The following is a 24,778-nucleotide window of genomic DNA, read 5'->3' as shown; positions in this document are numbered from 1 at the left end:
CATGAGCGCAGCACTGAACATCTCCTTCCGCGCCCCGCACCCCGGCGCCGCCTCCGGCGTGGTCGCGCTGGGCCGCAAGCACTTCCGTCTCTACGCGGGCCCGGACGGCATCCCGCTGCCCGAGGTGGTCCTGGAGCAGGACCAGGAGGGTGGCGGGCCCGCGGTCGTCACGGTCCACCTGCCCGCCCGGATCGAGGTCCGGGCCGAGAGCGGGAGCCTGATCCCCGCTCAGCTGGCCTACGCGCTCCAGGCCTGCTGGGTGCCGCAGGAGTTCGCCCCGATCACCGTGGACGGGCCGCGGACGCTGTCCTGCGAGGCTCTGCTGCCGACGTCACTGGTGCACACCGGGACGGGCTCCGCAGCGACCGCGCCCGGCGGCGAGCCGCTGCGGCTGGACGTCTACTGGAGCGTCGACTACGCCGGTTCGCAGGGTGCCGAGACGGCACACGGCGCGGTCATGCTGGAGTTCGCCCCGCCCGGCGAACAGCCCGGTCCGGCCCCGCAGCCGGAGGAGGACGACCTCCTCCGGCTGCGGGACCTGGAGGGCAGCAGCCATCAGAACGAGTTCGTCGTCGTGGACTTCGGTACGACCGCCTCGACGGCGACCCTGCACGACGAGAAGAAGGTCAAACAGCGGCTGGTCGACCCGGCTCAGATGGCGTCCCTGTCGGCGATGCTGGCGGACCTGCTCGGGCCGCCCGCCGACGCGCCGCCCGCATGGCGCGACGAGGTGCGGGCGCTGCTCGCCGACACCGTTCCGCTGCCGCGCGAGGACAGCACCGCGACGACGGGGAGCACGGCACTGGCGCGGGTCGCGGAACCCGGGGCCGCCGACGCGCTGATGCTGCGCGTCGAGAGCATCCGCCAGCAGGCCGAACCGGAGCTGCGGCGGTGGCTCAACCGGCGGCTGCACGCCGGCTACGCGGCCGTGATCGGCACCCCGCCGCTGGAACGGCACGGCGTCAGGCCGGTCGCCTACCCCGACGGCACCGGTCGGCGCACCCACACCCCGGCCAGCGCGATGCTGGAGGTGGAGTACGCCGGCGGGGCGGTGCCCGAGGACCCGCAGGCGCGGCGCTTCCAGCTGTGCGGGGACAACACCAGCGGTCTGACGGGGATCAAGCGGGCCGCCCTCCAGCTGAAGCCGGAGGCGGTGGCGGGCAGTGACCTGTCCGCGGACCATCTCACGCAGCACATGTACCTGCTGCTGGTGGAGGGCGCCGAGGAAGCCACGCGCACCGACCCGCTGGGCACGGTCAGCCGTGTGCCCACCGTCGTGGTCACGTATCCGACCACGATCCTTCCCGAGGTCAAGGACCGGCTGAAGGAACTGGTCGGCCGCGCTCTGGGCGACCCGATGACCGTCATGGACTACGACGAGGGCCTCGCCGCCGGGCTGTACTTCTTGATGCGGGACCTGACCGACGATCTCAACGCGGGTCTGGAGGCACTGCGGGCGCGGTGCCGCCGGGTCGCAGACGATCCGCCGACCTGGCACCGGATCATGCTGGTGGTCGACATCGGGGGCGGCACCACCGACATCGCGCTGCTGCGGCTGACGCTCGTCGACCAGACCCCCGAACTGACCGAGGAGCAGGAGTTCGTCGCCGGCCGCAACTACCGGCTGGAGCCCGAGCTGCTCGGTTCCACGGGCCACGAACGGCTGGGCGGGGACCTGCTGACGCTCCAGGTGCTGTACTGGATCAAGGCCCGGCTGGTGGACGAGCTGCGCTGCCCCGGCCAGGAGCACGACGACGGCCCGCAGGAAGGGGCGGACCCGGCGGCCGGAGCCGGACCGCGGGTGGAGCGGCGCGCACTCGCCGACGCCCTCACCGAGCAGGCCGCGGACCGGCTGGACACCCTGGTGTCCGACGACATCCGACAGATCCTGTCCGACCGCCTGCCCACGGACTGGGCGGGGGTCGTCGACCCGGCCGAACGGAAGGCCCGCCACACCCGCTTCCGGCTGCTGTGGCGGCTCGCAGAGCGCAAGAAGCGGGAACTGGGCGCGGCGGGAGCCGAGGACGCCGTCCTCAAGCACGAGGACGTCGACGCGATCCTGCGGGCCGCCCCGCACACCCTGGGCACGGTGCGCGGCCCGATCACCCTCGACGTGGGAGAGTTCCGCAAGCTGATGCGGCCGGTGCTGCGGCGGGCGGCGAAGCTGGGCGCCGATCTGGTGCGCGGTTCGTTCCGCCGGATCCACGAGGAGAACGCGCGGCGCGCGGAGCAGGGCCTGGACCCGATGCCCGATCCGATGCTCGACCAAGTCGTGCTGTCGGGGCGCACCAGCGCCCTGGAACAGCTCCAGGAGCAGGTCGTCGCGGCGCTGCGGCAGGACGAGGCGGACGGCAGGGACGGGCTCGGCTGGCACGAGGCGACGGAACTGTCGGTCGAGCGGGAGTTCGCCAAGCAGGCCACCTCCCTCGGCGCCGCGTGGGCCCATTCGGTCCGCAACCGGGCCGGCCAGATCGATCACAACGACAACCGGAGCGGACGCACCGGCGCCTCCGTCCGGATGAGCGACCTGGACATCAGGCTCCAGGGCCTCTTCTCCAGCCTGCCCTGTGACTTCGGGCCGATCGGGCAGATGGGGCGGGTCAATCCGCTGCTGTGGGCGGGCGATCCCTTCATCGAGCTCGACTCCTCGGGCCGGCTGGGAGTGCGGACGGACTGGAACCCGCTGAGCCGGGTCGTCGAGCTGCACCGCGACCTCGGCTCCGGCGACTCCATCCAGTGGGGCGTGTTCGACCTCGCGCTGACGGCGAAGAAGGAGAACTTCACGCCGCTCGAATCGGTGTGGCGTCCCCCGAACGGCAGTGGCCGCGGGGTCCGGTACCAGGTCGAGATGGACCACCGGCTGGTCGCGTCGATCCTGCTGTGCAACGGCCCGGCCCATCTGCTGGTCGGCGGGCTGGGGCTGGACCTCGACGGGCTCGTGCCGGGCCTGTCCTTCGACCCGGACCTGCCGGAGTGCTCGGTGCCCGGCCGGATCTGCGTCGCGACGGGGGTGGACGACGACGGGGTGCGGCAGCTGGCCGAGGTGTTCCCGGCGACGGGTCCGGCCGGCCCCACCGGCGCCGAGGACCCGCAGGCGGTCGCCGCCGGCTACCTGCCGGAGTCCTTCCACGACACGGCCGACGCCGACGAACTGCCGCTGCCGGGCCGCGTCGAGGCGATCCCGGTCCCGCCGCTGGAGGCCAACCACACCTATACGTACGAGTTCTATCTGGACCGGGGGGACGGCGACCCGGTGTTCCTGGGCCGCCTGAGCGCGGCGCAGCAGGCCCGCCACCACGCCACCCTCGACGCCCGGGGGCGGCTGCGGGTGCACCGGGGCGTGGTGCCGTACGTGCCCGCCGAGACGCTGCGCGAGGTGCAGCGGTATCCGGGGCGGGTGCTGGCGCGGCGGATGGATCCGCCGCTGACCGACTTCAACCACCACTGGGACCCGAACAGCGGGAGGCACTGATGAGCGGCGCGGACGAGGGCGTTGCGACGTGGCTGAGCGGCTTCGCGGAGGCGGCGGCCGTGGTGCTCGCCACCCCGTCGGAGTGCCGCGCGGCCATGCTCGGCGCGTTGGGCCGGTGCTGGGAGGAGCTGCGCCCGGTGGGCCGCCACCTCCAGCCGTACGCGCACGACCCGGCAGGGGTCTACGACCGCTTCGAGACGGCGCGGGCCTCGCTGGAGCGGCTCCTGTGGGTGGCGGACCGGGCGGGCACGACCGAGTCCGGTCCCGTCGGCGCCGGCCCGGCGGAGGTCTCGGCGGGCCCGGCGGCAGCCTCGCCGGCGGCCCTGACCGACACCCGGCCCCCACTCGACCACGGCGGGACAGGGGCGACGTCGGCTCCGGATCCTGATCCTGATCCTGATCCCGCTGCGGCTGCGGCTGCGGACGAAGCGGGTGCGACACACCCGGCCACGGCCGGAAAGGTCCCGGCCGGATCCGGCGGTGGGGTCGCTCCTGCGGCGCGGTGGAAGCCCCCCGCGGACCCGCTGGCCGGATTCGGCGCCGCGCTCGCGGCTCTCGAAGGGAAACTCCGCGCCGAACAGATCGGCTACCTGCCCCACACCCCGCTGTCCGCCGCGCGCCGCCCCCCGGCCGGCAGCGCCGAACACATCACGGCCACCTGGCAGCGCCTCCACATGGCACTGCTCCGGCTGCCCGCCCACCTCCGCGAAGAATGGCGCGTGCAGGCCCGCGAAACGGCCGAGGCCGCCGGCCTGGCCGTCACCGCCGAGGACGCCTCGGATCCGGACGTGATCGTGCCCGGGCTGCCGCAGGGCCTCCGCGGCGCCGAACGCATCCCGCTCGTGGTCGCAGCCCCCAGGTCCGCAGCGATGAGCGTCCGCGAGGAGATCCACAACAAGCTCGGCACCTCGCCCGACACCCTCATGGACCTGCCGTTCGCCGACCCGCGGCCGCTGTGGGCCGTACGGGCCGAGCAGGCACTCCGCCTGGTGGACCTGGACCCCGAACTCCACGTCGCCGTGATGGTCGAGGACCAGCCGTCCAGCCTGGCCTCGGAGGAGGCCCGGTTGGGCTACCGCCAGCGCCTGGACAGCCTCCTGGAGAGCGCGGGCTCGTCCCAGGCGGACGACTGGCCGGCCGACAGCCGGCTCGGCGCCGCCCACGAGCTCGACATGGTCCTCGGCGGCCTGGTGCACAAGCGGCCCGCGGCCACGGACAGTTGGTGGTGGCAGTGGCGCACCGGCGTCTCGGAGGTCCTCGCGCCGCTGGCCGAGAGCGCCGGGTACCGACTCGTGCCCAAGGCCTACTCACGGTGGACCATGTACGACATCGACGCCTACACCGTGAAGAACTCCGTGCCGGGCCAGAGCGGGGAGCCGTTGGTGCAGTGGGTGCTGTGGACCCCGCTGCAGCGCAAGGGCGGCTCCGCCGGGAACGAACGCAAGGGCCGGATCGTCATGCGTCCGCAGCCGCAGTACGGACCGCAGGCCTCCCCGTGAACGCCGACGGAACGACGCGTTCCGGCGCCGACCGCCGGGCACGGCAGGTCGGCGAACTGCTCGGCGCGTCCGCGACGGGCCGGTCCAACGGGCTCTCGCCGCAGCTCGTGGCCGACCTCGCGGACGTGTACGACGGCACCGGGCGGACGCCGGTCACGGTGCGGGTGGCCGTGCTGCGCGCCGACACCGGCTCCGCCGGCACCGCGCACCGGCTGGTACCGCTCCTGACCGGGGTCCGCCCGCCGGGGCCGCCCGGCGCGGGTGACCTCGTACCGCTCACCTACGTCCACGAGCCCGCCGACCTGCCGCTGCTGCGGCTCGGCGACGCACAGGTACGGGGGCTGAACCGGCTGGCGAGGGCACTGCTGGCACGGCCGGAGCACCTCGACCGGGGCCCGCTGGCCCGGCACGGCACGGCGGCCTGGCTGCGCGTGCGGGCGGCGCAGCGGCGGCGGACGTTCTTCCGGCCGCGGTACGTGGGCCAGGAGGCGGTGGAACGGGCCTGGCGGCGGATCCAGGACGTCACGGCCGCGGGCGCCGGGCCGGCTCCCGGACCGGCCGGCACGGTGCTGGACGTGCCGGTGCGCCACCCGTTCCTCTTCCACGGCGATCCGCTGCCCTGGCCGGCCACGGGCGACGGGGGCGACGGCCGCGGGCTCCCGCGCATCGAGGTGACCGACCTGCCCGTGCCACCCGGCGGCGGGCCGTCGGCGCATCTGGCCGAGGTGCTGGACGCCGCGCACCTGGTGCTGGCGGCCGCCCCGCACACCGCGCTCGCGGGTGAGGAGCCGTTGCCCGCCCTGTTCCGGACCCTGCTGGAGCGGGGCCGGCCGGGCGGGGACCGGGCGGAGGTGGTGCTCGTCGCGACCACCGGCGGGCGGCGCGGCCCCGGTGCGGCGGCCGCGCTGGGCGGCTGGCTGCGCGGCCGGACGCCTCAGACGGTGGGGGCCGCGGCGCGGGACGTGGCCGTGCACGCCGTGGCGGTCGCCGAGGCCGAGCGCGCCCTGCGGATCCTGCGCAGCCCGCAGGGCCGGCCCGCCACGGCGGTGGAGCAGGCCCGGGCGGACTGGGCGATGTCGGGGATGCCGCAGTTGTGCGGGGCGGTGCTGCGGCCCGCGCTGGACCGGGTGGCCCGGACCGGAGGGGAGCTGACGCGGCGTCGCTTCCGTGCGGCGCTGTACGGCGTACGGCTCGACCACCGCCGTCCGGCGGGCGCGCGGCCGGCCCGGGGCCGGGAGAACGACTCCGAGCGGCTGTGGGACGAGCTGGAGGCGTTCGCCGCGGGGCCGCTGGCGGAGCGGGCCGTGCGACATTTCGGTCCGCCTGGCGCACCGGCCTCCGGCACCGGCACGGACGCCGATGCCGCCACCACCGCCACCGCCGCCGCCGCCGGCACCGGCACCGGCACCGGCACCGGCACCGGCACCGATTCCCAGGATCCGTTCGACTCTCGGGGAGCTTCTTCGCCATGACCACCACGACCTGGCTGATCGTCCTGCTGGTGCTGTCCGTCGTCGCGAACGTCGCGCTCACGGCGCAGCTGACCGCCCGGCGCCGCAGGCCGCTGCCGCAGGCACCGGCCACCAGGGTGAGGGACTCGCCCCAGACCCTGCGCGACCTGGAGAGCACCCGCCTGGAGCTGGATCAGGCCCGCCGGGCCGCGGACCACGCGACCGGCCTGATGCAGGGACGCGATCTCGAACTCGGCCGGGTCCGCGGCCTGCTCGCGCAGTCGCAGGTCCAGGCGGCCGACGCGGAGGCCGCGGCGGAGGAGACCGGCGCGCTGCGCAGGGAACGGGAGGACCTCCTCGCCCGGCTGCGGGAGCTGGAGGAGGAGGTGCGACGGCGTTCCCGGGAACGCGACGACACCCAGAGCCAGGCCCTGGCCCGGATCCACGAGCTGGAGCGGCGCCTGGCGGACGCCGAGGCCCGCGCCGAGGGCCCGCTGGGCCCCGAGCCCGTCTCCCCCGCGATCCCCCGGCAGTTGCCGCTGGGCCGCGACACGACCTCCGACAGCAGCGTGGACGGCGCCGACCTCGGGCCGGTGGTGGTGCGGGCGGCTTCGGCGCGCGGCGACCGCGCGCGGCACGACGGCGAGCACCGGCGCGACGCGGTGCTCCTGCGCTTCGCCGAGGAGATCCCGGCGCCGACCTTGCTCAGCGCGGTGGCGGCGGGAACCCCGCGCGGCCGCTGGTCGCAGTCGGCGGCGGACCGCGCCTGCCGGAGCCTGGCCACGCAGGTCGGCCGGTACGGGGAGGGGCTGGGGCGTGAGCTGTACGGGCCGGACGGCGACGACGGCGCCCTCGGCGCGCTGCTGCGTACGGCGCTGCAGGGCGTCGCCCATTCGATGCGGCTGGTGACCCGGGGCGAGGGCCCGGGCGGCGAGGCCGACGACGCGGCGATCGAGGTGTCGCTGACCGGGCTGCTGACCCGGCTGGGCGACGGCCGGGAACGCGAGCACCTGGCCTTCGGTGTCGGTGACGGCGCGCTGCTGCGGCTGCGGGACGGGGTGTGGAGCGCGGAGTTCACGCCGGGGGATTCGGCTGGCGGCCGCACCGGGCGGCTGCCCGCCGATGCCGGGCGGGTCGGCTGGGGGCGGCTGACGACGCTGCCCGGCGACGTGCTCGCGGTGTGCAGCCCGCCGATGGCCGAGCTGCTGCTGCGCGACGACGTAGGCCCGTGGTTCGCGGCCCGGTGGGCGGGCCGGCAGCCGTACCTGACCTCGTTCCTGTCCGAGGTGAACGTCCCGGTCCGGTCCACCGGCGGTGACCGTTCCGTGGTCTGCCTGTGGGACTTCGGCGACGCCCGGGACGCCCGCTCGGCGACACCCTGACGCCTCGGCCCGGACGCTCCTGGCGGCCGCCGGGTTCCGGGGGACGGACCCGGCGTGTCGGCGGGTGCCGTTAGGCTTCTCGGATGGCCCTTCCGGACACTTCCCCCGATACCTCCGACGCTCTGCAGGTACTGCACCGCGTGTTCGGATACGACTCCTTCCGCGGTGAGCAGCAGGAGATCATCGAGCAGGTGGTCGGCGGCGGCGACGCGCTCGTGCTGATGCCGACGGGCGGCGGCAAGTCGCTCTGCTACCAGATCCCGGCGCTGGTCAGGGACGGCACGGGCGTCGTGATCTCGCCGCTCATCGCGCTCATGCAGGACCAGGTGAACGCGCTCAACGCCCTCGGGGTGCGGGCCGGATTCCTCAACTCCACGCAGGACCCCTACGAGCGGCAGGCCGTCGAGCAGGCCTTCCTCGCCGACGAGCTCGACCTGCTCTACCTGGCCCCCGAGCGGCTTCGCACCGAGAGCGCCCAGCGGCTGCTCGACCGGGGCAAGGTGTCGGTCTTCGCGATCGACGAGGCGCACTGCGTCGCCCAGTGGGGTCACGACTTCCGTCCCGACTACCTCGCGCTGTCCATGCTGCACGAGCGCTGGCCCAAGGTGCCGCGGATCGCTCTGACGGCGACGGCCACGGAGGCCACCCACGCGGAGATCGTGGCGCGGCTCGGCCTGGAGGACGCCCGGCACTTCGTCGCCAGCTTCGACCGGCCGAACATCCAGTACCGCATCGTCGCGAAGAACAACCCGGTCAAGCAGCTCCTGGACCTGATCCGGACCGAGCACGCCGGTGACGCCGGTGTCGTCTACTGCCTGTCCCGGGCCTCGGTGGAGAAGACCGCGGCCTCGCTGGTGGAGCAGGGCATCGACGCCGTGGCGTACCACGCCGGAATGGACGCCCGGGCGCGCGCGGCGAACCAGGCGCGCTTCCTGCGGGAGGACGGGGTCGTGGTGGTCGCCACGATCGCCTTCGGCATGGGCATCGACAAGCCGGACGTGCGTTTCGTGGCGCACCTGGACCTCCCGAAGTCGGTCGAGGGCTACTACCAGGAGACGGGCCGTGCCGGCCGCGACGGGGAGCCCGCCACGGCATGGCTGGCGTACGGCCTGCAGGACGTGGTCCAGCAGCGCAAGCTCATCGACGGTTCCGAAGGGGACGAGGCGCACCGCCGCTCCCTGGGCATGCACCTGGACGCCATGCTGGCGCTGTGCGAGACGGTCGAGTGCCGCCGGGTGCGGCTGCTGGAGTACTTCGGCCAGACGGGCACGCCCTGCGGCAACTGCGACACGTGTCTGACGCCGGCCGAGTCCTGGGACGGGACGGTCGCCGCGCAGAAGCTGCTGTCTACGGTGTGGCGGCTGGCGAAGGAGCGGCGGCAGAAGTTCGGCGCCGGCCAGATCATCGACATCCTCCAGGGCAAGAAGACGGCCAAGGTCATCCAGTTCGACCACGACGCGCTGTCGGTGTTCGGCGTCGGGGCGGACCTGGGCACGGCGGAGTGGCGGGGCGTCGTGCGCCAGCTGCTGGCGCAGCGGCTGCTGGCGGTGGAGGGCGACTACGGGACGCTCGTGCTGACGGAGGACAGCGGCGAGGTGCTGGGCGGACGCCGCAGCGTCCCGATGCGGAAGGAGAAGGCGCCCGCCGCCCCCTCCCGCAAGGAGTCCGGGTCGCGCTCGGGCAAGGGCAACCGCGTACCGGTCGACCTGCCGGCCGCGGCGGAGCCGGTCTTCCTGGCCCTGCGCGCCTGGCGGGCCGAGACGGCGAAGGAGCAGGGCGTTCCGGCGTACGTCGTCTTCCACGACGCGACGCTGCGGGAGATCGCGACGCGGCTGCCGGCCACGGTGGAGGAGCTGGGCACCATCGGCGGTGTCGGCGAGGCCAAGCTCGCCAAGTACGCCGAGGGCGTCCTCGACACGCTGGCGCAGTCCGGCGCCGCCGCGCCGGCGACGGCCGCCGTTCCTGCCGGCGAGTCCGCGCTCCCGGAACGGTCCGGCACTCCGGCACACGACGGTCCGGACCCCGACGAGCCGCCCTTCGACCCGGAGGGGATGGAGCCGCCGCCCTGGGACGAGGACTGGCAGTAGGACGCCGGGTCCGCCCGCACGGCCGAAGGGCCGGGTCGTCAGCCGACGACCCGGCCCTTCGGCGTACGCGCACCGGGTGTGGTGGTCCCGTCACGCCCTGCGCCCCCGGCAAACCTGCACATCGTGTCCGCGATCTCGACAGGCAGCCTCCCCCACCCCTCCGTACGGCCGACGAAACGCCTCTATTTTGGACCGTTTTGCCCCACTACGTTCCATGTAAGCAAGGTGCGGTCCATATCTGTTACTCGATCTCGTGAAGAAGTCGCCACCATTCCGTGAATCAAGCTGCACGTCCGCTGTCACAGGCCGCCTTCCGCCCGTGATGGGCAGTCAACGGGATTGGGTGAGTAGCCCGTTCGCGTGCTTTCATCGTGCGCATCGCAGCACCGGAAACCGGCAGCGACGATGAATTCCTCCCCCCATTGAAAGGTGCGCTCCATGCGTAACGACATCGAGACCCGTGAGATCAACGACACCGAGCTGGACGCCGTCTCCGGCGGCATCATCAGCGTGTCCGGTGGCCTGGCCGGCGCCGTGACCAGCGATGTCAACAACGTCGTGGGCGTCGTGGGCTCCCTCCACACCGTCCAGGCCGCGACCGGCATCGTCTCCCACGTCCCCGGCCTCGTCACGGGCGTCACCGGCGTTTCGGTGAACGCCGGTCGCGCCGGTCTCTGATCGGGATATCCCGGTGAACCCCGGAGCATCCCCCACGGCTCCGGGGTTCACGGCTGTCCCCGTGCCCCACCGATACGAATGCAGTTGAAGGAATAGTCCGTGCAGTTTCGCCAAAAGGCTCTTTCCAAGCTGCAATCGCCCGAAGAACTCGACCTGCCCGTACGCTTCGCGCGCCCGCAGGGGCGACTCGTCCTGGCCGTGACGGTCCTCGTCGTGGCCGCCGCGGGCTACTGGGCCTGCACGGGCACCGTGTCGTCCAAGCTGAGCGCACCCGGCATCCTCACCCGGGCCGAGGGCAGTTACGTACTGCAGACACCGGTCGCCGGACAGGTGACGGGCGTCCTCGCCGAGGAGGGCCAGATGCTGGCCGCCGGAGCACCCCTGCTCAACGTCCGTACGGAACAGGGGGAACGCCCCGTGCGCGTGGTGACCGCAGGACGGCTGACGACGCTCGTGGCCAAGGTGGGCTCGGTCGTCGCCACGGGTGCGGACGTGGCCACCCTGGAACGTGCGAAGGATCCGCAGGACCCGCTGGTGGCCGTGCTGTACGTGCCGGGCGGCAGCGGCCCGGCGATCCCCGTGGGCGCCCCCGTCGACCTGAGCGTCCAGTCCGTCCCGCAACAGCGGTTCGGCATGCTGCGCGGACGTGTCACCGCGGTCGGCCGCGCACCCCTCACCCAGGCGCAGATCGCCGGCTTCCTCGGCGACGGCGGGCTCGCCGAGCAGTTCTCCCGCCACGGCAGCCCGGTGGCCGTGGTCGTACGGCTCGAACGCTCCGCCTCCACCGCGTCCGGCTACCGGTGGTCCTCCGCGGACGGGCCCCCGTACGCCGTCGACTCGCGCACGCCCGTCACCGGCGCCGTCCGCCTCGCCGCCCAGCGCCCCGTCGACTGGCTGCTGCCATGACCGCGCGACGGGCCGGAGCGCGGACGCGGGAGCCCCACCTCCCGCCCGCCGGACGCCGCCGCCACCGCCCCGAGCCCGAGCGCGGCGCCCGCCGCAGGCCCGCACGCACGCCCGCGCCGGCGCCCAGGGGCCGTACGCCGCGCCCCGTACGCACTCCCACCGTGCTGCAGATGGAGGCGGTGGAATGCGGCGCCGCCGCCCTGGCCATGGTGCTCGGCCACCACGGCCGCTTCGTCCCCCTCGAAGAACTGCGCATCGCCTGCGGGGTCTCCCGGGACGGCTCCCGCGCCAGCAACCTCCTCAAGGCCGCCCGCGGGTACGGGCTGAAGGCCAAGGGCATGCAGATGGACCTGGCCGCGCTCGCCGAGGTGCGCGGGCCGGCCGTCCTGTTCTGGGAGTTCAACCACTACGTCGTCTACGAGGGCACGGCCCGGCGGTTCGGGCGCCGGGGCGTCTACGTCAACGACCCCGGCAAGGGCCGCAGGTTCGTCCCCATGGACGAGTTCGACACCAGCTTCACCGGTGTCGTCCTCACCTTCGAGCCCGGTGACGGCTTCCGCCGGGGCGGCCGCAGGCCGGGGGTCCTGGGCAGCATGCCGGCCCGCCTGCGGGGCACTTCGGGCACCATGGCCGCCGCCGTGGTCTGCAGCCTCCTGCTGGTCACGGTCGGCGCGACGGTGCCGGCCCTGAGCCGTACGTACATCGACATGTTCCTCATCGGGCAGCAGACGTCCCTGCTGGGGGTGCTGTTCGCCTCGATGGCCGTCGCCCTCGTACTCACCGCGACCCTCACCGCACTGCTGCAGGCCAACCTGCTGCGCGGGCGCGTCATCTCCTCGACCCTGGGCAGCGCCCGCTTCTTCCGGCACCTGCTCCGGCTTCCGGTCACCTTCTACTCCCAGCGCAACCCCGCCGATCTGGTCCAGCGCCTCCAGTCCAACGACGCGGTCGCCGAGACCCTCGCCCGCGACCTGTCCGCCGCCGCCGTGGACGCGGTGGTGATCGTGCTCTACGCGGTGCTGCTGTGGACCTACGATCCGCAGCTGACGCTCGTCGGCGTGGCGGTGGCCCTGCTCAACCTGGTCGCCCTGCGGATCGCGATCCGGGTGAGGGCCACCGGCACCCGCAAGCTGCGCGCCGAGAGCGCCCGGCTGACCAACACCTCGTACAGCGGTCTCCAGCTCATCGAGACGATGAAGGCGACGGGCGGCGAGAACGGCTTCTTCCGACGCTGGGCCGGACAGCACGCGGTCACCCTCGACGTCCAGCAGCGGCTCGGCGTGCCCGGCGCGTGGCTGGCGATCGTCGCGCCCACGCTGGCGGCGTTCAACAGCGCGCTGATCCTGACGATCGGCGGCCTGCGGGCGGTGGAGGGCCACCTCACCGTGGGCCTGCTCGTCGCCTTCCAGGCCCTGGTGACCAGCTTCACCGCGCCGATCTCCCGGCTGGGCGGCGTCGCCGGCCGGATCCAGGACTTCGCGGCCGACGTCGCCCGCCTGGGGGACGTCGAGAACTTCCCCGTCGACCCGGTGTACGCCCGGCGCGAGCCCGCCGCCTCCACCCGGCGCCTCAAGGGGCACGTGGAACTGGACGGCGTCACCTTCGGCTACAGCCCGCTGGACGCCCCGCTGTTCGAGGGCTTCTCGCTCTCGGTCGGACCGGGGCAGCAGGTCGCGCTCGTCGGCGGTTCCGGCAGCGGCAAGTCCACCGTCTCGCGGCTGATCTCCGGCCTGCACGCCCCCTGGGCGGGCGCCGTCCGCATCGACGGGATGCGGCTGGAGGACATCCCGCGCGGCGCGCTCGCCGCGTCCGTCTCCTTCGTCGACCAGGACGTCTTCCTCTTCGAAGGCACCGTCCGCGACAACGTCACGCTGTGGGACCCCACCATCGCGGACGAGGCCGTCGTCGCCGCCCTGGAGGACGCCGCCGTGTACGAGGTGGTGGCCCGCCGGCCCGGCGGCATCCACAGCCGCGTCGAGCAGGACGGCCGCAACTTCTCCGGCGGCCAGCGCCAGCGCCTGGAGATCGCACGGGCGCTGGTGCGCCGCCCCAGCGTGATGGTGCTCGACGAGGTGACCAGCGCCCTGGACGCGGTGACCGAGCAGGTCATCATCGACAACCTGCGCCGCCGCGGCTGTGCCTGCGTCGTCATCGCCCACCGGCTGAGCACGGTGCGCGACAGCGACGAGATCGTCGTGCTCGACCGGGGCACGGTCGTGGAACGCGGACGGCACGAGCAACTGGTCGCCGCGCGGGGCGCGTACGCCTCACTGGTCAAGGAGCACTGAGGTGACGCACATGCACCACCCCGCCACCACCGCCGCCTCCCCCGCCGCCGACCCGGTCGTCGCCGCCCTGGGCACTCTGGGCGCGCCCGTCGACTGCGCGGGCGTGCGCAGCCTGTCCCTGGAAGGCCCGCTCGTCCTGTGGCTGGTCGTGGAGGGCGAGCTGGACCTGTTCGCCGTGGACGCCGCGCAGGCCGGGCACTGGCACTTCCTGGGCCGGCTGGAGCCGGGCACGCTGCTGCTCGGTCCGGCCGAGGGCCCCGAGCACACCCTGGCCGGCCGGCCCCTCCAGGGATGCCGGCTGCGCCGCATCGAACTGCGCGAGCTGTACCGCCCGGAGCATCCGCAGTACCCCCCGTACTCCGAGTACGCGCAGTACGCGCAGTACCCGCAGTACTCGGAGTACGGGGGGTACAGCGCCGCGGAGCGGCCGAGCCCGCTGGAGGACGCCTTCGCGCGCGGCATCGGCCGCGGTCTGCGCGTGCTCTACGAGGCACCCCTGGACGGTGTCGCCGTCCCCGGCCCCGGCGGAGCCGACGACGACATCCTGTGGATGCGGCTCACCCCCGGCAGCGTGCAGTACGGCGCCGTGTACGAGGCGGAGGCGGTGGGCACCCTCCTCGTCGACGCGGCGACGTGGCAGGGCATGGTCGACCAGCAGCACCGGCTGCTGTACGCCCTGGACGACTGGATCGAAGAGCTGGAGCGCGCGCACGAGGACCGCACGGCCGCCGGGATCGAGGCGGGCCGCGCGGCCCGCACCCAGGCGGACCGGACGCTGCTGGCGTCCATCGCCCGTTCACGCCGGGATCCCCACCGGGGCGCGAGCGTCGACGCGACCTTCGCCGCTTGCCGCGTCGTCGCCGACGCGGCCGGCATCGCCCTCACGCCACCGGGCTCTGCCGGCGCCACGTCCGAACAGCTGGATCCCGTCGAACGCGTGGCGCTCGCCTCGCGGATCCGCACCCGTCCGGTCCGGCTCGGCGGGCGCTGGTGGCGGGAGAACGCCGGCCCGCTGGTGGGCCGGCGCGAGAAGGACGGCGCACCCGTCGCCCTGCTGTGGCGGCGCGGCGGCTACGAGGCGGTCGATCCCGCCACCGGCACGCGCGAGCGCGTCGGGAAGAGCGACGCTGCCGCCTTCGAGCCGCGCGCCGTCATGCTGTACCGCCCCCTTCCCGACGGGCGGGTGGGCCTGCCGGCGCTGATCCGCTTCAGCGTCCGCGGCACCCTCCCCGAGCTGCGCAGCCTGCTGCTGGGCGGGCTGGTCTCGGTGGTCCTGGCCGCGCTGGTGCCGATCGGCACGGGCCAGGTCCTCGGCCGGTACGTCCCGCAGGCCGAGAACGGCCTCATCGTGCAGACCGGGCTGGCGCTGATCGCCACCGCCATCGTCTCGGCCGTCTTCATGCTGCTGCAGAACACCTCCCTCCTGCGCATGGAGGGCCGCATCGAGGCGACCTTGCAGCCGGCGGTGTGGGACCGGCTGCTGCGGCTGCCGGCGACGTTCTTCGCGGGCCGTTCCACCGGTGAACTGGCCGGTGCGGCGATGGGAGTCAGCGCCGTCCGCCGCGTCCTGTCCGGCATCGGCCCGGTCTGCGTACAGGCGTGCACGGTCGGCGTGGTGAACCTGGTGCTGCTGCTCGTCCACAGCGTTGCGCTGGCGATGACGGCGCTGGCCATGCTGGTCGTCATCGCGGGGATCTTCCTGGTCCTGGGGCTGTGGCAGCTGCGCTACGAGCGCCGGCTGAACACGCTCGGCCACCGGCTGGCCAACCAGGCCTTCCAGACGCTGCGCGGCCTGCCCAAGCTCCGCGTCGCGGCGGCCGAGAGCTTCGCGTACGCGGCCTGGGCGCGGGAGTTCGCCCGCACCCGCGACCTGCACCAGCGCATCGGCCGGATACAGAACATCAGCACGGTCCTGGGGGCCGTCTACCTGCCGCTGTGCACGCTGGTGATGTTCGTGCTGCTGGCCGGACCGGCCCGCGGCGCCCTGTCCGCCAGCGAGTTCCTCACCTTCAGCACCGCGCTGACGATGCTGCTGTCGTCGGTGGCGCAGCTGACCGGCGCGCTCGTCTCGGCCGCCTCGGTGCTGCCGATGTTCGAGCAGATCGCACCGGTCCTGCGGGAGACCCCCGAGGTGGCCCGCTCCAGTACCGCGCCGGGGGAACTGACCGGCGCCCTCGAAGCCAGGAACCTGTCCTACCGCTATGCCGACGACGGTCCGCTCGTGCTCGACGACGTCAGCCTGCGGGTCGGACAGGGCGAGTTCGTCGCGATCGTCGGAGCCAGCGGCTGCGGCAAGTCGACGTTGTTGCGGCTGCTCATCGGCTTCGACGAGCCCGCCTCGGGCAGCGTGCTCTACGACGGCCAGGACCTGGCGGCGCTCGACCAGGCTGCCGTACGCCGCCAGTGCGGCGTCGTCCTGCAGAACGCCCAGCCCCTCTCCGGCTCCATCCTCGACTGCATCCGCGGCGCCGGGACGTACACGCTCGAAGAGGCGTGGGAGGCCGCCGCGCTGGCGGGCCTGGCGCAGGACATCGAGGCCATGCCGATGGGCATGCACACGATCCTGTCCGACGGCGGGGGCACCGTCTCGGGCGGCCAGCGCCAACGGCTGATGATCGCCCAGGCCCTCATCCGCAAGCCGCGCATCCTGTTCCTCGACGAGGCCACCAGCGCCCTGGACAACGAAGCCCAGCGCGTGGTCATCGAATCCACCCGCGCCCTGCGGACCACCCGCCTCGTGATCGCCCACCGCCTCTCCACGGTCATGGACGCCGACCGCGTGATCGCCATGGCGGACGGCCGGATCGTCCAGCAGGGCCCCCCGGCCGACCTCCTCGCCGATCCCACCGGCCTCTTCCACACCCTGGTCCGCCGCCAGCTCCACTGAGGGCCGCTCCCGGAGCACCGCCCTGCTGCAAAGCGGAAGGCACTCGATGCCACCGTGCCACGGGACCGCGCGGGCGCCCGGGCACGCAGTTCCGTGGCCCGAACGCATGAACGGTCCGCGGTCTGATCCATAACTCTGCGCGTCCTGATCCCAGTTGGTAGTGTCTCGTTTCACCTCGCGGTGGTGTTGGGGAACTCGGGCGAGGCATGCATGGGGGGCGGCATCAATGCAAACCGGAATCAAACCGCAAGTGGTCCTCGTCCACGGGATCGGCGGCCCGCGCGACGTCGAAGCGGAACGCCGGGAGTGGACCATCGCGCTGGCGGAAGGGGCCCGGGCGGCCGGGCACGCGGCCGCGATCTCGGGCCTGACCATGGACTGGACCGCCGACACCGCGTTCGCGCACTACGCCGACCTCTTCGCCCGCGAGGGCGCCCAGGGGGCGGGCGTCGCGGGACTCGACGACGAGGAGGCGGCCGAACTCACCCTCGCGGTGGCCGCCGAAGTCATCGAGGCGCTGCTGGCCTCGCCCGAGTACGCGGGCGACGAGCAGCTCGGACGTCTCCTGGTGCAGGCGCAGCCGACGCCCCTGAACGCGGAGGGCAGGCCCAGACAGGACCAGGGGGTGGGTGCCTCCGCCCGGAGGGCGAGCGCGGTGTGCACCAAGCTGGCACGCGTTCCCGGGGTCCAGAAGGGGCTGAGGCGCGTCAGCGCCGCCCAGTGGCTGGGGATCCTGTCGCAGCCGGGGCGCTACCTGCGGCGCAAGGAGTTCGCCACGCTCCCGGACGGGCGCAGCGCGGCACTGGACGAACGCATCCGGGCCCGTGTCCTGCAGCACCTCGATCCCGGTCGGCCCGCGATCGTGATCGCGCACTCCCTCGGCTCCGTGGTGGCTCTGGAGGCCCTGGCCGGGTACGAGGGGCCGGTGTCCCTGTTCCTCACCGTCGGTTCGCCCATCGCCATGAACGCGTTGGTCTGGCAGCGGCTGCGCCCGAGCCCGCCCGCCGTCCCGCGGACGGTCGAGCGGTGGGTGGACTTCTGGGACGGCGACGACCCGGTGGTCCCGCTGCGCCGGCTCACCGAACTGGTGGCCCCCAACGCCGCGGGCGTGCGGCCCGAACCGGTGCCGTTGGACTCGCGCCGGCTGTGGACCCACCCGGCCACTGACTACCTGCGCCGCCGCGAGGTCGCCGCGCCCCTGATGGAGACGCTCGCCCGGCTGTCAGCGGCTTCATGACGGCGGCGTCCGTCGCGGCCTTACCCCCGGCCAGGCACGTCCTGGTCGTGGCGACCCAGTGTGACGCCCTGGCCGACAAGACACTGAAGGACCTCGTCGACGTCGCGGACGAGCTGCACCGGGTGCTCGTCGACCCGGATCTCGGCGCGTGCCGGGACGCGGGGGTGCCCAACGCCGCACTCGTGCGTTCCGGAGGGGCAGACCGGACCACGGTGGACACGGCCGTCCGGGAGGCCGTCGTGCGTGCCGGTGAGGCGCGCGCCGTCCTCGTCCTGGCCTTCCTCGGACACGGGCAGTCGCCCCCGGGTTCGCCGCAGCTGTACTACATGGCGGCGAACAGCCGCCCGGACGATCCCGTCATGTGCCTCGACGTGAACGGCCTGATCAAGGACGCCGTCAACCATCCGAACATCGCCGGGCTCGTCGTGCTGCTCGACACCTGCCAGTCCGGCGCCGCCCTGCCGTCCGCGGAGGCCCTCGTCGGCGGCTTCCGGGACGGCCAGACCCGGGTGTCGGTACTGGCCGCCACCCCGGCCCAGGAGCCCGCCTACGACCTGGACTTCAGCCGGCGGATCGTCCACCACGTGCGCGAGGGGTTCCGCGAGGCGGGTGAGTTCGTGTCCGTGGCACGCTACCGGGCGGCCCTGGCGGCGGACCTGCCGTCCCAGGACCCGCTCTCCCTGGAGTACGACGGAGTGCCCACCGCCCTGGAGGAGGGTCTGTGGCTGGCGAAGAACAGCAGCCGCAGGCCCGTGGCGATCGCCGTGGGGCTCGGCCCGATCGGCGCCGCGCAGCTCGGCGACGCCCTGCGGTCATGGCCGCAGGGCGCAGCGGAGGCGGCCGCATGCGTCGAGGACCTGCAGGACCTCGCCGCCTTGCGCGAGCGGGCCGGCACCGGCCACGACATCGGCGCGCTGCGCGTGTACGAGGTGGCCGACGCGCTACTCCTGGTGCGGGAGACGGAGCTGTTCCTCGTCATGTGGGCCGGGCAGCAGCTGACGAGCTATGACGTGCGACGCGCCATGACCGAACTCAACGCCGGCAGCGAGGGGTTCCGCAAGCCGCTGACGGCTCCTCCCGAACTGACCGCCGGTGAGCTGCTGCGCCACTTCCTGGAGGACGCCGCGCTGCACGACCCCCACGGCGGCAGCCGCCGGCCCTACGCCCGGGCACTGGCCCGGTGTCTGGTGGCCGTCGCCCACGCGTGCGGCCTGGACGCCGCGGGCGACGAGGTCCTGAAGTGGGCCGACGCGCACGGGCTCACCGTCGAACTGACCGACGCCGTCGAGCGCGCGAGGCGCCTGCGGGAGCAGGAGAGCGCGAGCCTGGTGATCAGCCTGCACGCCGCCCTCACCGACTGGCCCGACTCGCTGACCGTCTGGCTGCGCCGGGGAGACAAGTGCTCCAACGCCCACTCGGTCGCCTGCACCCCCTCGCGCGAAGGCGTGGAGAGCGCCCTGCCCGAGGTGCTGGAGTGGGCCGAGGACCTGCTGCCTCCGGACGTCCGGCTCACGCACATCGACATGGTGGTGCGGGCGGCCCTGCTGCCGAAGTGGCGCCCGGAGGAGGCTGAGGACGGCCTCTACCGGCTCGGGGTGGACCGTTCGGTCGTGCTGCGGTGGGCCGACCGGCTCTTCGTGCCCCGCCACTTCCGCTCGATGAACAAGAGGGCACGCCTGCACCTCGAAGCATGCCGCAAACACGTGCTCGACACGGGCGAGTCACCGGTCGGCTGGCTGAACGCGGCCAGTTCCGGTGACGTGGCGGCGGTGCACGAGCACTGCAAGGCGGGCCTGTGCCCGCCGGCCGTCGGCATCGGACACCGATCCGGAGTCTTCTCCGATCTCCTCCAGACCCTGCTGCCCTACGCGCCGGTCCTGCTGTGGCCCGACGGGGAGAGCGGGACGGTCGTCGAGCCGCCCGCGGGGCTGGCCCGGCTCTGGGAGCGGCTCCCCGCCGACTTCATCCGCGCGCAGCGGCTGCGCTGGTCGGCGGACCTGAACGGGCAGTACGCCGCGGCGCCGAACCCGGAGAGCGCCGAGCTGATGGAGCTGGCCGCGCTACGGGCGGCGTGGCACGACCTGCCCTGGCTCGACTTCTGTGATTCGTTCCGAGGGAGGGCTCCGATGTCAGCAGGAGGTACGGAATGACCTGGGACACCTACTACCGGGGCACGGGGGAGCCCCATGACACGCAGTTGCCCGACCCTCCGCCGTGGCGGGCCTTCCCGCGCCGCTCCTCGCCGCACACCTTCCAGCCGCCCGAGGGCCTGACCGACGCGGTCAACGCCGCCGTCTTCCTGCACCGTCCGCTCCTCATCACCGGGGCCGCGGGCAGCGGGAAGTCGACCGTCATCGAGCAGGTCGCGGACGAGCTGCGGCTGGGCTCCGTGCTGCGCTGGCACATCACCTCGCGCAGCACGCTGCCCGACGCCCTGTACCGCTACGACGCTCTGGGCCACATCCACACGCTGCGACTCGCCCAGTCCGGTTCGCGAGGCGGCCGGAAGCGGGAAGAGATCTCCGAATTCCTCCAGCTGGGTCCGCTCGGCACCGCGCTCCTCCCCGACTCCCCGCGGCCGCGCGCACTGTTGATCGACGAAATCGACAAGAGCGACCTGGACCTGCCGAGCGACCTCCTCGACGTACTGGAGCGGGGGGTGTTCGAGATCCCCGAGCTGGTGCGCCACAGCGAAGCCCGCGTTCCGGTGCGCCGCTGGCGCGGCGACGACGAGGACGAGGCGACGGAGCAGAAGCCCTACGTGGTCCATCGCGGACGGGTCCAGTGCAAGCGGTTCCCCTTCATCGTGATGACGAGCAACGGTGAACGGGAGTTCCCGGCGCCGTTCCTGCGCCGCTGCATCCGGTACGACATGCCGCCGCTGTCGGTCGACTTGCTGCACGCCGTGGTGGAGGCCCATGTGGAGAGCAAGCTGCCGCCGGACGCGTCCGGGCTCGTCAAGCAGTTCGTCGACAGGGTCGCGCGGGGCGAGACCCTCGCGGTCGACCAGCTGCTGAACGCCGTCAAACTCCTCATCGACCACCAGGGGCCGACCGGGGAGCAGCGCGACCGGCTGATCAAATACCTGCTGAGGAACCTGACCGGTGCCTGATCCGCTCCGGAAGGTACTGGACGCTCTCGTCGTCGTCGGTGTCCTGCCACCGGACTGCAACGATCCGGTGCTCCTGGCGGACCTGCTGTGGCTGGCCACGTCCTGCGTCGACCTGCCGGAGGAGGCGGGGGTCCCCGGCCCCCAGGCGGCCGAGCCCGCGGGCGGGCCCGCGTCGGCCTCGACACCGGACGGGCCGGAGGCGGAGCCCGCCGACGCGCCGTCGGAGCGGGACCGGCCGCCGGACGGAGCGCACGAGCGGCACGAGGTCACGCACCACGGCCCGTACGGCCTGTACGAGAGCCTCTCCGACGAGCCCGAGGGCGCAGTCCACGACACCCCGGTCGTCGTCGCGGCCAGCCGCGCCCTGCCCCAGAGCGTCGAACTGGGGCGCGCCCTGCGCCCCTTCATGCGTCCCTTCCCTAACGGCCGCCGCACCGGGCTGGACCTGGCCGCCACCATCGATTCCTACACCCGCAACGACGAACTCCTGCCCGTGGTGCGCCCCTTGCCGGAGCGGTGGTTCGAGGTGCTCCTCGTCATCGACACGCACCTGTCCATGGAGGTGTGGCAGGACGCCGTGCAGGAGTTCGCCCTGCTCCTGGAGAACAGCGGCGCCTTCCGGCGGGTACAGAAGTGGCACCTGTCGACGGAGCCGCACCCCGACGTGACCGATGCCCGCGGCAGGGTGGTGAATTCCCGCAACGTCGCGGCTCCGGACGGGCGGCGGATGGTCCTGGTGGTCTCCGACTGCGCGGCGCCGGCCTGGTACGGCAAGGAGGTCTGGCAGCTGCTGCGCGACTGGGCCGGCCAGTGCCCGGTGTCGGTCGCCTCTCCGCTGCCGCCACGGCTGTGGCACCGCACCGGCCTCGACCTGCCCGCCGTGCGCGTGAGCGGCCGGGTCCCCGGGGCGCCCAACACCGCGCTGACCGTGACGATGCCCCCGCACCTGAGGTCCGTCCTGGGCGAGGGCGGGACGAACGTCCCCATCCCGACCCTCACCCTGACCCCCCATTCCCTCGACCGCTGGGCGAAGGGCGTCTTCCGTTGCTCTCCCGAGGGTTACGAGGCGGTCCTGGTCACGCCGTTCGGGCCGCCCGAGGATCCCTTCGCGACCGGCCCGGAGGTGGACGAGGACGCACTGGCCCCCTGGCAGCAGGGGTCGGCGCTCGCCGAGGCCTTCATCAGGACGGCCTCCCTGCCCGCCGTGCGGCTGGGCGGACTGTGCAGTGCCTTCCGCCGGCTGAGCCTGCCGCTGATCCAGCTCATCCGCCAGGAGGTGGTCCGTGACGCGACCAACTCCGACATCGCCGAGCTGCTGATGAGCGAGATGCTCGACATCGGCGCGTCCCGCGACGACCCGCGGACCATCACCTTTCGGGAGTCCGCCCGAACGCCGCTGGCCAGGACCGCGGGCCGGCACGACGCCTGGCGGGTCCTGGACGCCCTGAGCCACCACATCGCCGAGCGCGTACCGCTGCCCGGGCAGGGACTCAACGCGATCGCCGCCCTCGACACCGCCGCGGTGCCGGGGGCCCTGCGCCCCTTCGCCTACGCGTCGGCGGAGTTGGTGGCCGCGCTGCGGGCCGGTGCGCCGCCCGGGCGCGTCGACCCGGGCGGCGCCGGCGTTCAGGACGACGCGGCGGGCGAGGGCGTCCGGCTGTTCCTGCCGGACCCGCTGCGCAGCGCCGCCGTCCTCATCGGGGGCGGTCCGGCGGACGAGGAGGACCCTGCGGCACACGAGATCCCGTCGGTGCTGGCCGAGCTGTCCTCCCTGCTCACGTCGCCGGAGGGCTGGGACCTCCCCGCCGAACGGTGCGTGCGGCTGACCGGCACCGGAGCGGTGCACGTCCGGGAGGCCCTGCACGAGGTGGCCGCGATGGCCCCTGACGTCCTGCTGGTCTGGTACGTCGGCCACCAGGACGCCCGGGCCGGGGGTCCCGGCGGGTGGGTGCTGGGCCCGGACGGGGAGACGCTGCGCCGCCCCGACGAGGTGCTGGCCGCTCTGGGCGTGGCGCAGCTCGTGGTGGTGGAGGACGGCTGCTCGACCGGCCCGTCCTCCGGTCCGCGTCCGGGCACGACCTGGCTGGCCTGCGAGCCCGCCCGCGGCGACGGACCGCTCGCCCTGACCTCGCAGCTGTTGCGGACGATCGCCGAGGGGATCCCCGGGGCGCCGTCGCTCCTCACCGTCGCGCAGCTGGTACGAGCGGTGCAGTCGGCCCCCGGGGGGCGGTCACCGCGCCTGACGCTGGCGGCGCCGACCGAGGACGCGGTACTCGCGCTGGCGCGGAACCGGGCGGCGGCGCCCCCGGCCGCACCGGTGCCGTCCGGTGCGGCGGCACCGCCCCGCCGGGTCACGGAACCGTCGGTGACCCGGCTGCTGTCCCGGATGCGTGAGGAGCTGCGCCTGGCCGAGGCGGGTGTTCCGTCTACGGCGGCGGCCGAGCAGATGCTGGAGGCCCTGCTCGGTTTCCTGCACACCCGGATCAGGAACCCGCGGCCGGACCGTGCCTTCCCCCAGGGCGCCGAGGGCGGCAGCTTCCGGGCCGAACTCGTGGACTTCCTGGCCCCGTACGGGGTGACGGTGTCGGAGGGGCCCGGCTTCTCGGCCCTCCTGCGAGCCCCGCAGACCCATGACACCACCGTGATCCCCACCGAGGTCCTCAACCTCTCCGATCCCTCCCGCTGGTCCAGGCGCTACGTCACCCCCGACCCGTCCCAGTCCTTCGTGGCCACGCCGTTCGCACTGCTCCTCGTACTGGACAGCGATCCCGAGTCGCACGGCTCCCTCACCGAGCGGGTGGGCGTCAGGCGGGAAGCGGACACCTGCGTGGTGACCCTGCACTTCCCGGGAGCGTCCCCCTCCCCCGCCGGGCCGCCGGGCGCGCACGGCGAACCGGCCCCGGGGGTGGCGGAAGCCGTCGGCGCGTTCTGCGCCCAGGTCTGCGACGCGGGGGTGTGGTCCCGGCGGCAGGAAGAGTTCCTGTCCGCGGTGTCGCTGGGACGCATCGCCCCGAAGGAGCTTTCGGAGCACCACGTCCTGTCGGCACGGCCCGACCTCGCGAACCTGCGGCTGCCGCCGCACGGCACTCCGGGAAGCCGGGTGAGCGTACCCGCGACCCTGGAACTGGCGGGTCTGTGGCCGAGCGCGCGTCTGGAGGCGGCCACCGGCCTGACGGTGCGTTCCACGTCGGAGGAGGACGTCTACTCCTTCGTGTCCGTGGAGCTCCCCGTCGTCCTCGTCTTCGACGTGACCGCCTCTGAACCGCCGGGGGTGGTGCTCGACCGCATCGAGCCCGCCACGGCGGAAAAAACCTAGTTCGGGGCCACCCGGCAGGCAACGGTCGCCGTGCCGTTGGTGACGCCGCCCGCGGTCAGGCCGACCACGCACTGTTCGCTGTCGCCGGTGAGGCCGACGTAGCAGGCCATGCGGACGGAGTCCGGGGCCTCGCCGCCCTGGATCTCGCGTTCGACCTGGTCGATGCATGCCGTCACGTCGGCGTGGGCGGCGGGGGCGGTCAGGGCCGCGCCGCCGAGGGCGAGGGCCAGTCCGGTGAGGACACCGGCGATGCGGGTCGTCGTACGGGGTGTCGTGCGCAAGGGGATGCACCTGCTCTCGGAGTGCGGTCGCCCGACCGGACGGCGAAGAGCCCGACGTGGCGTCCTGGCCGTGCATGCCGTTTCCGGTCGCCTTGACCACCGTACGACCGCCGGCGCCCGCTCACGAGCCGGCGGCAGGTCGGTCGGGGCACGGGGACGGGGACGGGCATGTATTTTCGGCA

At 73.7% G+C, this 24,778-nt stretch carries 14 protein-coding genes; 13 read left to right on the top strand and 1 reads right to left on the bottom strand.

Annotated elements, in window-relative coordinates:
- The first annotated feature begins 1 nt into the window (after position 1).
- The 13 genes from IG86_RS0123160 (at position 2) to IG86_RS43050 (ending at position 24,315) form a co-directional block, all read left to right on the top strand.
- Entirely contained in the window at positions 2 to 3,472 is a 3,471-nt protein-coding gene (locus IG86_RS0123160; protein WP_030899230.1) for an Hsp70 family protein, read from the top strand.
- Positions 3,472 to 4,971, top strand: a complete 1,500-nt coding sequence (locus tag IG86_RS42355) for a hypothetical protein (protein WP_030821777.1) — start codon at positions 3,472 to 3,474, stop codon at positions 4,969 to 4,971. Before IG86_RS0123160 ends, IG86_RS42355 begins: the two co-directional genes overlap by 1 nt.
- Positions 4,968 to 6,443 (top strand): hypothetical protein, encoded by a 1,476-nt coding sequence (locus IG86_RS43970; RefSeq protein WP_030821775.1) that lies wholly within the window; start codon positions 4,968 to 4,970, stop codon positions 6,441 to 6,443. Before IG86_RS42355 ends, IG86_RS43970 begins: the two co-directional genes overlap by 4 nt.
- Positions 6,440 to 7,804, top strand: a complete 1,365-nt coding sequence (locus IG86_RS0123145; protein WP_030821773.1) for a hypothetical protein — start codon at positions 6,440 to 6,442, stop codon at positions 7,802 to 7,804. Before IG86_RS43970 ends, IG86_RS0123145 begins: the two co-directional genes overlap by 4 nt.
- Positions 7,805 to 7,887: 83 nt before the next feature.
- On the top strand, positions 7,888 to 9,891 hold the full coding sequence (gene recQ, locus IG86_RS0123140) for a DNA helicase RecQ (protein ID WP_030899228.1): 2,004 nt from the start codon (positions 7,888 to 7,890) through the stop codon (positions 9,889 to 9,891).
- A gap of 438 nt (positions 9,892 to 10,329) precedes the next feature.
- Positions 10,330 to 10,569: a hypothetical protein gene (locus IG86_RS0123135; RefSeq protein WP_030899227.1), complete on the top strand. Its 240-nt coding sequence runs from the start codon at positions 10,330 to 10,332 to the stop codon at positions 10,567 to 10,569.
- A 99-nt stretch (positions 10,570 to 10,668) separates the two neighbouring features.
- On the top strand, positions 10,669 to 11,475 hold the full coding sequence (locus tag IG86_RS0123130) for an HlyD family efflux transporter periplasmic adaptor subunit (protein WP_030821766.1): 807 nt from the start codon (positions 10,669 to 10,671) through the stop codon (positions 11,473 to 11,475).
- Positions 11,472 to 13,763: an NHLP family bacteriocin export ABC transporter peptidase/permease/ATPase subunit gene (locus tag IG86_RS0123125; RefSeq protein WP_078848282.1), complete on the top strand. Its 2,292-nt coding sequence runs from the start codon at positions 11,472 to 11,474 to the stop codon at positions 13,761 to 13,763. The genes IG86_RS0123130 and IG86_RS0123125 overlap by 4 nt, the downstream gene beginning before the upstream one ends.
- Positions 13,764 to 13,773: 10 nt before the next feature.
- Positions 13,774 to 16,650 carry an NHLP bacteriocin export ABC transporter permease/ATPase subunit gene (locus IG86_RS0123120; RefSeq protein WP_030899226.1) on the top strand — a complete coding sequence of 959 codons (2,877 nt, stop codon included), beginning with the start codon at positions 13,774 to 13,776 and terminating at the stop codon, positions 16,648 to 16,650.
- A gap of 226 nt (positions 16,651 to 16,876) precedes the next feature.
- Positions 16,877 to 17,887: an alpha/beta fold hydrolase gene (locus tag IG86_RS0123115; RefSeq protein WP_030899225.1), complete on the top strand. Its 1,011-nt coding sequence runs from the start codon at positions 16,877 to 16,879 to the stop codon at positions 17,885 to 17,887.
- Between the two features lie 47 nt (positions 17,888 to 17,934).
- Positions 17,935 to 20,037 (top strand): vWA-MoxR associated conflict system protein, encoded by a 2,103-nt coding sequence (locus tag IG86_RS0123110; protein WP_157854866.1) that lies wholly within the window; start codon positions 17,935 to 17,937, stop codon positions 20,035 to 20,037.
- Positions 20,034 to 20,999 (top strand): MoxR family ATPase, encoded by a 966-nt coding sequence (locus IG86_RS0123105; RefSeq protein WP_030899223.1) that lies wholly within the window; start codon positions 20,034 to 20,036, stop codon positions 20,997 to 20,999. Before IG86_RS0123110 ends, IG86_RS0123105 begins: the two co-directional genes overlap by 4 nt.
- Complete coding sequence (locus tag IG86_RS43050; RefSeq protein WP_030899222.1) at positions 20,992 to 24,315, top strand: SAV_2336 N-terminal domain-related protein; 3,324 nt, start codon at positions 20,992 to 20,994, stop codon at positions 24,313 to 24,315. Before IG86_RS0123105 ends, IG86_RS43050 begins: the two co-directional genes overlap by 8 nt.
- On the opposite strand, the gene IG86_RS0123095 is transcribed toward IG86_RS43050, so the two are convergent.
- A complete protein-coding gene (locus IG86_RS0123095; protein ID WP_030821752.1) occupies positions 24,312 to 24,596 on the bottom strand; it encodes a hypothetical protein in 285 nt (94 codons plus the stop codon). The two genes, IG86_RS43050 and IG86_RS0123095, sit on opposite strands and share 4 nt — an antisense overlap.
- Between the last annotated feature and the right edge of the window lie 182 nt (positions 24,597 to 24,778).

This window comes from Streptomyces virginiae (assembly GCF_000720455.1).
GTDB lineage: Bacteria > Actinomycetota > Actinomycetes > Streptomycetales > Streptomycetaceae > Streptomyces > Streptomyces virginiae.
This window is presented reverse-complemented; position numbering and strand designations above follow the sequence as displayed.